Raw genomic sequence first — 12,454 nt, forward strand, 5'->3', positions numbered from 1 at the left:
CCTACCGGCGCGACCTACCGGGCGTAGACCGCGACCTCGGTCGCCTTGACCACGAGCACCACCCGCAGTCCCGGCTCCAGCCCGAGCTCGGCGGCGGCCTGCACGGTCACGTCGGCGTGCAGCGCGCCCGCGTGCACCCGGATCAGGTCGGCGGTGGGCTCGATCTCGGTGACGACGACGTCGAAGGCGTTGCGCGGGCTGCCGGCCACGGCCTCGCGGTAGACCGCGACCGCACCGGGGCGGAACGTCGCCACGGCGGCCGCACCCTCGGCGGGCGGCTCCCCCACCACCCGGCCGTGCACGGCGCGACCGTCGGCGTCGACGACCGCGCCGTCGCGCCACGTGCCGACGACGAGGTCGAGGCCGGCCAGGCGCGCCGCGAAGGCGCTTCGCGGTCGCGAGAGCACCTCCTGGGACACCCCCTGCTCGACGACCCGGCCGCGCTCGAGCACGACGACGCGGTCGGCCAGCATCAGCGCGTCGAGCGGGTCGTGGGTGACCACGATCGTCGTGCGCTCGGCCAGCACCCGGCGCAGGGTGCGGCGCAGCTCCGGCAGCACCGCCACGTCGAGCGCGGCCATCGGCTCGTCGAGCAGCAGCAGGTCCGGCTCGGCGGCCAGCGCCCGGGCGACGGCGACCCGCTGCGCCTGACCGCCCGACAGCTGCGCCGGGCGGCGCTCGGCGAGCTCGCCGACGCCGACCTCGTCCAGCCACCGCTGCGCCGTCCGCCGCGCCGACGCGCGCCGTGCGCCGGTGCTGCGCGGACCGAAGGCGACGTTGTCGAGAGCGCTCAGGTGCGGGAACAGCAGCGCGTCCTGCCCCAGCAGCGCCGTACGCCGGGCGTGAGGGGCCACCCGCGTCCCCCGGGCGCCGGAGCCGACGTCGGTGAGCACCCGCCCGCCGAGCACGACCCGTGCTCGCTCGGGCACGAGCGTCCCGGCGACGACGCCGAGCGCGGTGGACTTGCCCGACCCGTTGGGCCCGAGCAGCGCGAGCGTCTCGCCGTCGGCGACCTCGAGCGCGACCTCGACGTCGCGCTCCGTGGCGTGCAGCGAGAGCTCGAGCGTCACAGCGCCCCCCGCCCGGTGCGCGCGAACCCGATCACCAGCACCGCCACTACGACCAGCACGAGCGCGAGCGCCACGGCGGCGTCGGGGTCGGTCTCGCGCTGGAGGTAGATCTCGAGCGGGAGCGTGCGGGTGCGGCCCTGCAGGCTGCCGGCGAAGGTGATCGTCGCCCCGAACTCGCCCAGCGACCGGGCGAAGGCGAGCACCGCGCCGGAGGCCAGGCCGGGCAGCACGAGCGGCAGCGTGATGCGCCGCAGCACGGTCGTGGGCCGGGCGCCGAGGGAGGCCGCGACGACCTCGTAGCGCTCCCCCGCGGTGCGCAGCGCACCCTCCAGCGAGACGACGAGGAACGGCAGCGCGACGAAGGTCTGCGCCATCACGACGGCGAGCGTCGAGAAGGCCACCTGCACGCCGAGCGCGTCGAGCTCGGAGCCGAGCAGTCCGCGCCGGCCGAAGGTGTAGAGCAGCGCCAGCCCGCCGACGACCGGCGGCAGCACGAGCGGGAGCAGCACGAGCGAGCGGAGCACCCCCAGCCCCGGGAACTCGTGGCGCGCCAGCACCACCGCCATCGGCACCCCGAGCACCACGCAGGCCAGGGTGCTCGCCGCCGAGGTCTTCAGCGACAGCGCGAACGCCGCCCGCGAGGACTCCGAGGTGATCAGCGAGCCGAAGTCGCCCCAGTCGACCCGGGCGACGATCGCGACCAGCGGCAGCAGCACGAACGCCGCGCCGAGCGCCGCCGGGACCCACACCCAGCGGGGCACGCCCACCGTCGACGACCTGGCGCGTCGGTCAGGGCGCGCCGAACCCGGCCTTCGCGAGGACGTCCTGGCCGGTCTGGGAGAGGACGAGGTCGACGAACTCCTGGGCGAGGTCACGGTGCTCGGAGCCCTCCAGGGCGACGATCGGGTAGGTGTTCACCACCTGGTCGGACTCGGGGAAGGGTACGCCGGTGACGTCGTCGCCCGCGGCCGTCACGTCGGTGACGTAGACGAGCCCGGCGTCGGCCTCGCCGGAGGTGACCTTGCCCAGCACGTCGGTGACGGACTGCTCCTCGCTCACCGGCGTGATGTCGACGCCCGTGGCCTCCTCCATCTTCGCCGTGGCCGCGCCGCAGGGCACCTCGGGCGCGCAGACCACGACCTTCAGGTCGGGGTCGGCGAGGTCGGCGAACGACGTGACGCCACCGGGGTCGTCGGGCGGAGTGGCGATCTCGAGGGTGTTGGTGGCGAAGTCCTGCGGGTCGCCGGCCTGCAGGTCGTCGGCGGTGAGCTTGTCCATGTTGGCCGTGTCGGCCGAGGCGAAGACGTCGCCGGGCGCGCCCTCCTGCAGCTGCGAGACCAGGTCGGAAGAGCCGCCGAAGCTGAACTGCACGTCGACGCCGTCGTGGGCGGCCTCGAACTCCTCGCCCAGCTGCTCGAACGTCGAGGTGAGCGAGGCGGCCGCGAAGACCGTCAGCGTCGTCTCGCCGTTCCCACCGCCGTCGCCACCGCTGCCGGCGTCTCCCCCGTCGTCCCCGCAGCCTGCGGCAGCGAGCACGAGGAGGGCGGCGACGGTCACCGAGCCGAAGCGGCGGAAGCGGGTCATGGACGCATGAAACCACACTCCACCTAGGCAACACCTAGGCAGACCCACCGATGCCAGCCAGGGCCCGACAGCGTGCGAAGATCGTTGCACTGTGCAACGAAATGACGGGCAACGGTCCCCCTACTCCCACGTCCCAGCCCTCCTCCGCCTGCGGGGCCACCGCGGCGCCACGTTCGCCGTGCTGGCCGTGGCTGCCGCGTCGTTCTCCCTCCTGCAGTCGCTCATCGTCCCGGTGCTGGCGACGCTGCAGGTCGAGTTCGCCACCGACCAGAGCACCGCCACCTGGGTGCTCACCGGCTACCTGCTCGCCGCCTCCGTCGCGACGCCCCTCCTGGGCCGCCTCGGCGACGCGATCGGCAAGGACCGGGTGCTGGTCTTCTGCCTCGGCGCACTCGCGGTCGGCTCCCTGGCCGCCGCGCTCGCGCCCAGCATCGGCTGGCTGATCGCCGCCCGCGTCCTGCAGGGCCTCGGCGGCGGCGTGATGCCGCTGTGCTTCGGCATCATCCGTGACGAGTTCGGAAGCCGGATGACGACGGCGATCAGCGTCATCGCCTCGCTGCTGGCCGTCGGGTTCGGGGTCGGCATCGTCGTCGCCGGGCCCCTGGTCGACGCCGTCGGCATCCGCGGGCTCTTCTGGGTGCCCGCCATCGTGACCGGCGCGACCTCGCTGGCCGCGCTGCTCGTCGTACCCCCGTCGCCCACGCGCACCAGCGCCCGCCTGCCGGTCCTGCCCGCGGCCCTGCTCGCCACGTGGCTCGTCTGCCTGCTGCTGGCGATCAGCCAGGGCAACCGGTGGGGCTGGGTCTCCGTCCCCGTCGTCGCCCTCGCCGTCGCCGCGCTCGTGCTGGCCGTCGTGTGGGTGCAGGTCGAGCGCCGGGCGGCGGTCCCGCTGGTCGACATGAAGATGATGGGCCAGCGCGGCGTGTGGACGGCCAACGTCGTCGCGGGCTGCGTCGGCTTCGGCATGTTCGGCGCGTTCGGCTTCCTGCCGCAGCTGCTGCAGACGCCGCCCGAGGCGGGCTACGGCCTCGGCGCCACCATCACCGAGTCGGGCCACATCCTGCTGCCGTCGGCGGTCGCGTCGTTCGTCGTCGGCTTCTTCGCCGGGCGCCTCGCGCAGGTCGTCGGTGCCCGGCTCGTCATCACCGTCGGGCTGGTCGTGACCGGCGCGTCGTTCGTCGGGATGGGGCTGCTCCACGACCACGCCTGGCAGCTGGTGCTCGTCACCACGGTGCAGGGCCTTGGCTCGGGTCTGGTCTTCTCCGTCCTCGCGACCGTCGTCGTCTCCGCCGTGCCGGCCGAGCAGACCGGCGTCGCGTCGGGGATGAACAACAACATCCGCACGATCGGCGGCTCGATCGGCTCGGCCACGATGGCCGGCGTGCTCGCCGCCCACGTCGGACCGACCGGCTTCCCCGAGGAGGTCGGCTACACCGTCGGCTTCGTCGTGCTCGGGGTCGTCACCGCCCTCGCGGCGTTCGCCTCCGTCCTCATCCCCCGCACGCCGCGCCGCGACCCCGGCCCGCTGCTCGACGCCGCCGACGGCGAGCTCGGACTGGTCCCCGGAGCCACCCCCGGAGCTCGCGTCCCCGCGTGACCCGGACGCCGCTGCACCGTTGACCCTGACGTGCCCACCCGGAGCGCGGCGTCCCACGTCGGTCGAGCCTTCTCCGGACTCTGCCTCGCGGGGCTGCTGGTCGCGCTGGTCCTGGTCGTCTTCCCCGAGCTGCGGCCGGGCTCGGGCGGCGACGACCGGCCGTCGTACGCCGGGCTGACGCCGGCCCAGCCCGTGCAGCTGAGCGCGGCCGACGTGGGCCTCACCGCGCCTCTGCTCGGCTCCGACCGCGACCCCGTCTCGACCCTGGCCACCCCGCCCGACGACACGCCCCTGGTGACGTGGTGGCAGGACAGCGCCGAGCCAGGGGCCGCCCAGGGCCAGACCGTGCTGACCGCGCACGCGAGCGCCGAGGCGGGCGGTCTCACCGCCCTCGCCGACCTCACCGAGGGCGACCACCTCGATGTCGCGACCCGCGCGGGCACGATGCGCTACGAGGTCACCTCCGTGCGCACCCTCGGCCCCGATCGGCTGCAGCGCGCCTCCGTCCGGCTCTTCGACCAGGACGCCGGCGACGGCGGCCTCGTCGCGATCTCCACCGAGCAGTGGGACGGCTCGCGCTACCAGCGCAGTGTCGTCGTCACCGCCGCCCCGCTGGGGCAGCCGGAGGGCTGAGCCCACCTACTCCGGTCGGGGGTACCGGCCCGAGATGGACGTCGAGAAGGCCCTGAGCGCCGCGCGGGCGCGGCACGAGTCGATCCTGGTGACGCTGCGCTCCGACGGACGACCGCAGCTGTCCAACGTCCTGCACGCCGTCGGCGACGACGGTCTCGTGCGGGTCTCGACCACCGGCGACCGGGCCAAGGCCGCCAACCTGCGGCGCACCCCGTGGGCGGCCCTGCACGTCAACGGCGAGGACTTCTGGGGCTACGCCGTCCTCGAGGGTGACGTCACGCTGTCGGCCGAGGCCGCCGCACCCGACGACGCGACGGTCGACGAGCTCGTCGGTCTCTACCGCTCGCTCAACGGCGAGCACGACGACTGGGACGACTACCGCGCCGCGATGGTGCGCGACCGGCGCCTCGTCGTACGCCTCTCCCCCACCCGGGCCTACGGCGCGCTGAAGGACTGAGCGGACCCAGCTGGTTTCGAGACAGTCGCTAGCGCGACTTCCTCAACCACCGGTGGTCCCGGTGGTTGAGGAAGGACGAAGTCCTGTCTCGAAACCACCTCAGATGCACGCGAGGACTACAGGTACAACCCCGTCGACTCGCCGGTGCCGCCTAGTCGGTCGGTGGCGACGGCGTGGACGTCGCGCTCGCGCATGACGACGTAGGTCTCGCCGTGGACCTCGACCTCGGACTTGTCCTCGGGGTCGAAGAGCACGCGGTCACCGGTCTCGACGCTGCGGGCGTGGGGGCCGACGGCGACGACGCGCGACCAGGCGAGCCGGCGGGCGCCCATCGCGGCGGTCGCCGGGATGACGATGCCGCCGGTCGAACGGCGTTCGCCCGCCTCGCGGTCCACCTCGACGAGCACGCGGTCGTGCAGCATGCGGATGGGGGTCTTGTCGCTCACCGGGTGACTCAGCAGGTCGCTCAGCGGGTGGTGCGGCGGATGACGACGAGCACCGCCACGAAGGCAGCGACCCCGCCGACGACCTTGAGGATGTTCTCGGTGCGCGGCTCGCCCGTGGCGTGGTCGACGAAGAACGCCTTCACCCCGGCGACCTCCCGACCGACGATCGTCTTGGGGTGCGCGCGGAACAGCAGCTCGTCGATCGTGCCCGCCAACCGCTCGCGCGTCTCCTCGATCTCGCGCTCGAGCTGGGAGGGCGGGCGATCCGCCGGGTCTTCGGTCCGCTTGGCCACCTGGGGAGGCTATCAACTGCTCCGCGGCAGGCTGCGCGGGTCGAACCCGAACGGCAGCTCGAGGCGGTGGGCGCTCATCAGGGCGTCGTCGGTGAGCACGTCGTACGTCGACCCGTCGGCCACGATCGTGCCCCCGCTGAGCACCACCGAGCGCGGGCACAGCTCGAGTGCGTAGGGCAGGTCGTGGGTCACCATCAGCACGGTCACGTCGAGCGAGCGGAGGATGTCGGCCAGCTCGCGACGGCTGGCCGGGTCGAGGTTGGACGACGGCTCGTCGAGGACGAGGATCTCGGGCTCCATCGCCAGCACGGTCGCGACCGCGACCCGGCGCCGCTGACCGAAGGACAGGTGGTGCGGCGGGCGATCGGCGTACTCCGCCATCCCGACCTGCTCGAGCGCGTGCTGGACGCGGGCGTCGAGCTCGGCGCCGCGCAGGCCGAGGTTGGCCGGGCCGAAGGCGACGTCGGCGCGCACGGTGCCCATGAAGAGCTGGTCGTCGGGGTCCTGGAAGACGATGCCCACGCGACGCCGGATCTCGGGCACGTTGGCCGGGGTCACCGGCAGGCCGCTCACCGAGACCGATCCGCGACCGCCGGTGAGGATGCCGTTGAGGTGGAGCACCAGCGTGGTCTTGCCGGCGCCGTTGGGGCCGAGCATGGCCACGCGCTCGCCGCGGTGGACGTGCAGGTCGACGCCGAAGAGCGCCTGGTGACCGTCGGGGTAGGCGAAGGCCAGCCCCTGGACGTCGAGCACGGGAGTGGTCACGAGCGGGGCAGCCGTCCGGTGTAGCCCCGGCTCAGCATCGCCAGGTGCACCCGCTCGCCGCGCTCGTAGGAGCGGATGAACAGCGCGCCGGCGCTGCGGGCCAGCACCGGCCAGTGCCGCGGGTTGCGGGCGTCGAAGCCGCGCGAGGCGCGGGCGACCCTCATCCGCTGCAGCTCGCCGGTGACGACCTCGAGGTAGCGGACCATGAAGCCCATGATCTGCACGAGCAGGTCGGGCATCCGCAGCCGCTCCAGCCCGCGCAGGAGGTCCTGGGCCTCGGTGGTGGCCGCCAGCGTGAGGCTGGCGAGCACACCGAGCGTGCCCTTGGCGAGCAGCCCCCACGCCGACAGCAGCCCCGACTCGCTCAGCGAGAGTCCGAGCACCTCGACACGGGGGCCGTGCGCGACGAAAGGGATGAGCACCGCGAAGGCCACGAACGGCACCTCGACGACCATCCGCTTGAGCAGGTAGCCCACCGGCACCCGGGAGACCGCGACGACCCCGACGATGACGGCGAGGTAGCCGGCGTAGGCCCAGTACCACTCGCGCGGCGTCGCCACCACCACGAGCACGAACCCCAGCAGCGCCAGGATCTTGAGGTGGGCGGGGGCCCGGTGCAGTGGCGAGTGGGCGTGGAAGTGCAGCGAGTGGCCGTGCGGACCGCCCATCAGGCGGAGTCGACCGTCTCGTCCGCGCGCCCGCGGCGGCGTACGACGAACGCCAGCCCGCCGGCCAGGGCCAGCACGACGACGACGCCCACGACCCCGGCGAGTCCGCCGGACAGGCGGTCGTCGCCCACGAAGTCAGCGGAGTAGCCGGCGAAGGGCCCGTCGCTGGTCGCGTGCTCGGTCTCGGTCTGGGCGAACCCCTGGTCCTGCGAGACCTTGGTCAGGCCGTCGGGGTCGCTGTCGGCGTAGAAGCTGACGACGCCGGCGAGCACGACTGCGACGAGCAGCACCCCGGCGGCCAGGACGCCGGTGCTGACGCGCCGGCGGGCCACGCGCGTCACGCGGCCGCTCCGGTGGTGCGGACCTCGAGCTCGCGGACCGCCATCACCCGCCGCGCGCCGTACACCAGGTCGGGTCGCACCGCGACGATGCTGGCGACGGCCAGGGCGGTGATGACGCCCTCGCCGATGCCGATGAGCACGTGCACGCCGACCATGGCGGTGGCGAGCGTGCTGAGCGAGAGGTCGGCGGTGCCGCCGATCGCGTAGAGCGCCACGAAGAGCAGCGCCGCGACGGGCACGGAGACGAACGCCGCTACGCCGGCGGCGGGCGCGACGCTCGAGAGCCGCTTGGGCAGGACCGTCTGCAGGGCCCGGAAGACCGCCCAGCCGACGAGCGTCGTGGTGAGGCCCATCAGCACGATGTTGGTGCCGAGCGCGGTGATGCCACCGTCGGCGAAGAGCAGCGCCTGCACGATGAACACCGTGCTGGTGCACAGCACCGCCGTGTAGGGCCCGACGAGCACGGCCGCGAGGGCCCCGCCCATCAGGTGCCCGCTCGTGCCGGAGGCGACGGGGAAGTTGAGCATCTGGACGGCGAAGACGAACGCCGCGACCAGCCCGGCCAGCGGGGCCGTGCGGTCGTCGAGCTCGCGTCGGGCGCCGCGCAGTGCGACCGCCACGGCCGCGACCGCGACCACGCCGGTGCCGACCGAGGTCGGCGCGTCCAGGAATCCGTCGGGGACGTGCACCCTGGGTGCCTCCTGCCTCGGTGGTCCCCTACCGTGGGGACCGCTTCTCTCGAACTCGCTCAGCCTACGCTCTTGCAACTCCCTTGCAACTGCGAGGCGGACAGGAGCCCGCCATGACCGACGCCCCCTCCGAGCAGACCCGGCTCACCCCCGGCGACACCGCGCCCGACTTCTCGCTGCCCGCCGACGACGGCTCGACGGTCGCGCTGCGCGACCTCCTCGCCGACAGCCAGCGCGTGATCGTCTACTTCTACCCCGCGGCGATGACGCCGGGCTGCACCAAGCAGGCCTGCGACTTCACCGACTCGCTCGACTCGCTCGCCGCCTCCGGCTACACCGTCGTCGGGATCTCGCCGGACAAGCCGGAGAAGCTCGCGAAGTTCCGCGAGCGCGACTCACTGACCATCCCGCTGCTCTCGGACCCCGACAAGGCCGTCCTCGCGGCGTACGGCGCGTTCGGGACCAAGAAGCTCTACGGCAAGGAGGTGCAGGGCGTCATCCGCTCCACCTTCGTCATCGCTCCCGACGGCACCGTCGAGCTCGCGCAGTACAACGTCAAGGCCACCGGCCACGTCGCCAAGCTCCGCAAGGACCTCGGCCTGGCGTGATGCCCTAGCGTGGGCGCACTCCGGCCGGAGTGGTGGAACTGGCAGACACGCAGGATTTAGGTTCCTGTGCCTCAGGGCGTGGGGGTTCGAGTCCCCCCTCCGGCACTCAGACCCTGCGGCTCCGACGCAGGTCAGAAGTTCGACGATGGCCGGGAGGCGCGGCTCCGGCACCCCGTGATACTGACGCGGCACCCCCGCTCGATCGCACTTCACGACGCAGCTCCGTCCCGCAGCAACGCCGCGAATGTCGCGGTATGCCCCAGCTGCTCCTTCACGACCTGCACGGGCTAGCCGGCCCGCAGCAGCAGCGTGGCGTCGCTGCGCCTGGTGTCGTGGACGCGGATCGCCGGCGGCGCGGCTTCGCCGAGCTCGTGGCGGCACCGGTCGAGGTGTCGCGTGGACCCTCGGGAGAATCGTTCGGGATGCAGGTGGGCGCTGCCGATGGTGCCGAGGACGAGGGCGACGTCGCGGCCCAGGTCGAGGCTGATCGAGGTGCGCTGCCTGCGCCACTGGCGGAGCTGTTCGACGGGGTCGAGGTCGACGACCCGCGGGCGGACGCTCGTCGTGGGGCCCTGATGGATCTGCTCGGACTACTCCTTGCCAAGGAACCATGACGGCAACCTGGCACGTTGGTCGAGGGGGAAGAGGCCACTTCGACCGCCGACTCCAGCTGACAGATCAACCTTTGCGCCCTCGGGTCAGCCGATGCAATGGTGGGGCCGCTCGTCCACCTCACGGCGAACGCCGTGTCTCTCGGGAGGGAACCCATGATCCGTTGGTCTCGCCGACTCGCAGCCGCAGCGCTCGCAGTAGTCGGCCTCACGGCGCTCCAGCCGGTCGCGCCAGCCCAAGCCGCAAGCGCATCCGGCTTTTACGCATCGAACGTCGTCGACGGCGGCCAGGTCGACGCCAACAACTCGACCTACGTCTATGCACCCGACCTGATCTATTTCGGCAACAAGTACTACTACTTCGCCTGCGTCGGCAAGAGCGGCGACTACATCCAGGTGAAGTCGGCCACCACTCTCGCTGGGCTCAACGGCGCTGCGTTCAAGACCGTCCTGCAGCCCGAGGGCGGCGAGACCCACACCTGTGACCCCTCAGTCGTGCGCGGCGACAACGGCACCTGGTACCTGCACTACTCCAACACCCCGAACGGGAGCACCGGAGCAGGCGTCGCCTCCTCTCCCACGATCGACGGCACCTACACCAAGATCAGCCGCAACCTGCTCGGCCGGTACACCGGCCTCACCGCCGGACAGTACGGCCGCGGGCAGACCAGCGTCGCGCAAGGTTCCGACGGCCAGTGGTACATGGCGTTCACCAACCAGATCGAACCCTATGAGCGCAACTCCATCGTCGTTCTCCGCTCCCCGGACCCGTCCTTCGCGAACACCCGCACCGAGGTCGCACGCATCAACCCCGGACTGATCGGTGGCTGGTCAGCTCACCTCACTTTCGACCTGCAGAACAACCGCTTCGTGTTCACCGTGCCGAACGGGAACAACGAGGTCGGCCTCGCGATGTTCGACACCTCCTTCAACTACATCGGTCGTGAGACGTTGCCGATGCCGGCCGGCGCCGGCACCCCCGGTGAGGGCCAGGCGCTCCTCAAGAACGCGGCCGGCCGAGTCCTCACGAACACCCCCAGCGCGCCGGGTCACTTGGTCGTCGCCGGAGCCACCGTCGGGACGCGTGCTGGCTACCCGGCCACGGTCACCGGTCCCAATCAGTACCGCCGCTACGCCGTCAACCCGATCGGCCCTGTTCCTCTGGTGGAGGCCTACGGCGGCGGCGTCCACGTCGCCGGCTGGAGCTTCGACCCCAACGACCGCAGCGCCTCGCTGCAGACCCACGTCTACATCTCAAGGACCGACGGCAGCGGGCAGGAGGGGACCAACCTCGGCCCCACCGCCGTCGACCGCCCCGACGTCAACTCGTCCCAGGGCACGACTGGTCTGCACGGCTTCGACTCCATCGTTCCCACCTCGCTGAGGGGAACGGTGCAGGTGTGCATCGCCGCCATCAACATCGGCAGCGGCGACAACACCTGGTTCGGGTGCCAAAACGTCAACATCACGGGCTGACCCCCCAGCTCGTCCGCAGCACAGGGCGTCCCCGTTCCTCTGGGTGGAGGGATGGGGGCGCTTCTGCGCGTCAGTCTCGCGCTGGTTCACTCGCCGGTGGTGATGCGGAGAAGGGTGGAGGCGTCATGGGTGTCGCACTGGGCGTGGGCCCAGAAGCTGTCTACCCAGACGTCCCAGGTCGACATCCGCGGCACCTCGGTGGCGAGCCGGTCGGCTGCGTACACCGTGACACCGCCCCAGCGCACGCGCGCTCTTCGGCTGACCCGGCGCGGACGCCGAGCTCGAAGTCCCCATCGCAGGGGCGGATCAGCTGGAGCAGCGGCCGGGCGACGAGGCGGGCAGTCGGCCCGACCGAGGGCGAACGGCAATGCGCCCGGTGCTTGACGCCGAGAAGGTGTGCGGTCATCGTGGTCGCCCCTCATGCGAACCACCGTCCCGCCCGGCGCCGACACCTGAGTGACACCTGGCGTGATACCGCCGCCGATGTACCTGCGCACATCCAGACGTTTAAGACACCCGTCCACCGGCGTGAGGCGGTGGCCTCGGCGCCCCGTAGGCACCTACATGCTGTCCGGTGCACCCGGGTCCATCGGAGTTCGAGTCCCCCCTCCGGCACCCCCGTCGACCTCCGGGTCGGCACGGTCCTCCTCGCGCAGCCGCGGCACCGTGGCCTGGTCGGGCTTGATGCCGCGCTTGTCGGCGTAGAACGCGCGGATGCGGTCCATGTCGGCGCGCACGTCCTCGCTCGCGGGGAACGTCGGGCCCCAGCCCACGGTGCGCGACGGCGCGTCGAGGAAGGCCAGCGTGATCGGGATGCCGGTCTGCCGGGCGATGCGGTGGAAGCCGGACTTCCAGTACTCCCCCTTGCTGCGGGTGCCCTCGGCGGCGATGCCGAGCAGGAACGACCCGTCGGACTCGGCGTCCTCGAGCAGCTGCCGGATCGTCGCGCCGGGGTTGGCCCGGTCGAGCGCGACCGCGCCCGTCCAGCGCATGAACGGCGCCAGCGGGCCCCGGAAGAACGACTCCTTGACGAGCAGCCGCAGGTGGATGCGGCTGTCCCAGGCGAGCAGCACCGTCAGCACCCAGTCCCAGTTGGACGTGTGCGGAGCCCCGACGAGGATGCCGCGCTGCGGCACCTCCCCGACGGTGCGCCAGCGCACGACGCGCAGGGCCAAGCGGGCGAAGGCTCGTCGTACGGCGAACGGACGGGCCACGG

17 protein-coding genes and 1 tRNA gene are annotated in these 12,454 nt (G+C 72.4%); 7 read left to right on the forward strand and 11 right to left on the reverse strand.

Translation table 11 applies throughout. The features are described 5' to 3' along the window. Nucleotides 1–14: 14 nt before the first annotated feature. From GRQ65_RS02135 to modA, 3 genes are read right to left on the reverse strand one after another with little or no spacing between them, the layout of a single operon-like run. The gene (locus GRQ65_RS02135) at nt 15–1,070 is read right to left on the reverse strand and encodes an ATP-binding cassette domain-containing protein (RefSeq protein WP_160874634.1); all 1,056 of its coding nucleotides are present in this window, start codon (nt 1,068–1,070) and stop codon (nt 15–17) included. Next, on the reverse strand, nt 1,067–1,831 hold the full coding sequence (locus GRQ65_RS02140) for an ABC transporter permease (protein ID WP_337191428.1): 765 nt from the start codon (nt 1,829–1,831) through the stop codon (nt 1,067–1,069). Before GRQ65_RS02140 ends, GRQ65_RS02135 begins: the two co-directional genes overlap by 4 nt. Before the next feature lie 28 nt (nt 1,832–1,859). Continuing rightward, nucleotides 1,860–2,654: a molybdate ABC transporter substrate-binding protein gene (modA, locus tag GRQ65_RS02145; RefSeq protein WP_160874638.1), complete on the reverse strand. Its 795-nt coding sequence runs from the start codon at nt 2,652–2,654 to the stop codon at nt 1,860–1,862. A gap of 178 nt (nt 2,655–2,832) precedes the next feature. Between modA and GRQ65_RS02150 the strand changes: the two genes are divergently transcribed. Genes GRQ65_RS02150 through GRQ65_RS02160 form a run of 3 tightly spaced genes read left to right on the forward strand, consistent with a single transcriptional unit; the run spans nt 2,833 to nt 5,341 of the window. Beyond that, nucleotides 2,833–4,251, forward strand: coding sequence for an MFS transporter (locus GRQ65_RS02150; protein ID WP_337191429.1), 1,419 nt, complete (start codon nt 2,833–2,835; stop codon nt 4,249–4,251). Between the two features lie 30 nt (nt 4,252–4,281). After that, nucleotides 4,282–4,884 carry a sortase domain-containing protein gene (locus tag GRQ65_RS23705; protein ID WP_160874642.1) on the forward strand — a complete coding sequence of 201 codons (603 nt, stop codon included), beginning with the start codon at nt 4,282–4,284 and terminating at the stop codon, nt 4,882–4,884. A 34-nt stretch (nt 4,885–4,918) separates the two neighbouring features. Further along, entirely contained in the window at nt 4,919–5,341 is a 423-nt protein-coding gene (locus GRQ65_RS02160) for a PPOX class F420-dependent oxidoreductase (RefSeq protein ID WP_160874644.1), read from the forward strand. Nucleotides 5,342–5,457: 116 nt separating this feature from the next. On the opposite strand, the gene GRQ65_RS02165 is transcribed toward GRQ65_RS02160, so the two are convergent. From GRQ65_RS02165 to GRQ65_RS22055, 6 genes are read right to left on the reverse strand one after another with little or no spacing between them, the layout of a single operon-like run. After that, the gene (locus tag GRQ65_RS02165) at nt 5,458–5,763 is read right to left on the reverse strand and encodes a GroES family chaperonin (protein WP_160874962.1); all 306 of its coding nucleotides are present in this window, start codon (nt 5,761–5,763) and stop codon (nt 5,458–5,460) included. Nucleotides 5,764–5,807: 44 nt separating this feature from the next. After that, nucleotides 5,808–6,080 (reverse strand): DUF3618 domain-containing protein, encoded by a 273-nt coding sequence (locus GRQ65_RS02170; protein ID WP_160874646.1) that lies wholly within the window; start codon nt 6,078–6,080, stop codon nt 5,808–5,810. Between the two features lie 12 nt (nt 6,081–6,092). After that, the gene (locus GRQ65_RS02175) at nt 6,093–6,845 is read right to left on the reverse strand and encodes an ATP-binding cassette domain-containing protein (protein ID WP_160874648.1); all 753 of its coding nucleotides are present in this window, start codon (nt 6,843–6,845) and stop codon (nt 6,093–6,095) included. Further along, a complete protein-coding gene (gene cbiQ, locus GRQ65_RS02180) occupies nt 6,842–7,513 on the reverse strand; it encodes a cobalt ECF transporter T component CbiQ (RefSeq protein ID WP_160874650.1) in 672 nt (223 codons plus the stop codon). Before cbiQ ends, GRQ65_RS02175 begins: the two co-directional genes overlap by 4 nt. Then, the gene (locus GRQ65_RS22050) at nt 7,513–7,854 is read right to left on the reverse strand and encodes a PDGLE domain-containing protein (protein WP_337191430.1); all 342 of its coding nucleotides are present in this window, start codon (nt 7,852–7,854) and stop codon (nt 7,513–7,515) included. The genes cbiQ and GRQ65_RS22050 overlap by 1 nt, the downstream gene beginning before the upstream one ends. Further along, nucleotides 7,851–8,543, reverse strand: coding sequence for an energy-coupling factor ABC transporter permease (locus tag GRQ65_RS22055; RefSeq protein WP_337191431.1), 693 nt, complete (start codon nt 8,541–8,543; stop codon nt 7,851–7,853). Before GRQ65_RS22055 ends, GRQ65_RS22050 begins: the two co-directional genes overlap by 4 nt. A 113-nt stretch (nt 8,544–8,656) precedes the next feature. Between GRQ65_RS22055 and bcp the strand changes: the two genes are divergently transcribed. The 4 genes from bcp (at nt 8,657) to GRQ65_RS02205 (ending at nt 11,238) form a co-directional block, all read left to right on the forward strand. After that, entirely contained in the window at nt 8,657–9,151 is a 495-nt protein-coding gene (gene bcp, locus GRQ65_RS02190; RefSeq protein WP_160874652.1) for a thioredoxin-dependent thiol peroxidase, read from the forward strand. Nucleotides 9,152–9,174: 23 nt separating this feature from the next. After that, nucleotides 9,175–9,256 (forward strand) — tRNA-Leu (locus GRQ65_RS02195). A 149-nt stretch (nt 9,257–9,405) separates the two neighbouring features. Continuing rightward, nucleotides 9,406–9,765, forward strand: a complete 360-nt coding sequence (locus GRQ65_RS02200; protein ID WP_160874654.1) for a hypothetical protein — start codon at nt 9,406–9,408, stop codon at nt 9,763–9,765. Nucleotides 9,766–9,918: 153 nt separating this feature from the next. After that, entirely contained in the window at nt 9,919–11,238 is a 1,320-nt protein-coding gene (locus tag GRQ65_RS02205; RefSeq protein ID WP_160874656.1) for a glycoside hydrolase family protein, read from the forward strand. 86 nt (nt 11,239–11,324) lie between these two features. Here GRQ65_RS02205 and GRQ65_RS02210 read toward each other — a convergent pair whose 3' ends face one another. Both GRQ65_RS02210 and GRQ65_RS02215 read right to left on the reverse strand, forming a co-directional pair. Beyond that, nucleotides 11,325–11,462, reverse strand: coding sequence for a hypothetical protein (locus GRQ65_RS02210; RefSeq protein ID WP_160874658.1), 138 nt, complete (start codon nt 11,460–11,462; stop codon nt 11,325–11,327). A gap of 336 nt (nt 11,463–11,798) precedes the next feature. After that, entirely contained in the window at nt 11,799–12,452 is a 654-nt protein-coding gene (locus tag GRQ65_RS02215) for a 1-acyl-sn-glycerol-3-phosphate acyltransferase (protein ID WP_160874660.1), read from the reverse strand. Nucleotides 12,453–12,454: the final 2 nt, after the last annotated feature.

This window comes from Nocardioides flavescens (assembly GCF_009823805.1).
Taxonomy (GTDB): domain Bacteria; phylum Actinomycetota; class Actinomycetes; order Propionibacteriales; family Nocardioidaceae; genus Nocardioides; species Nocardioides flavescens.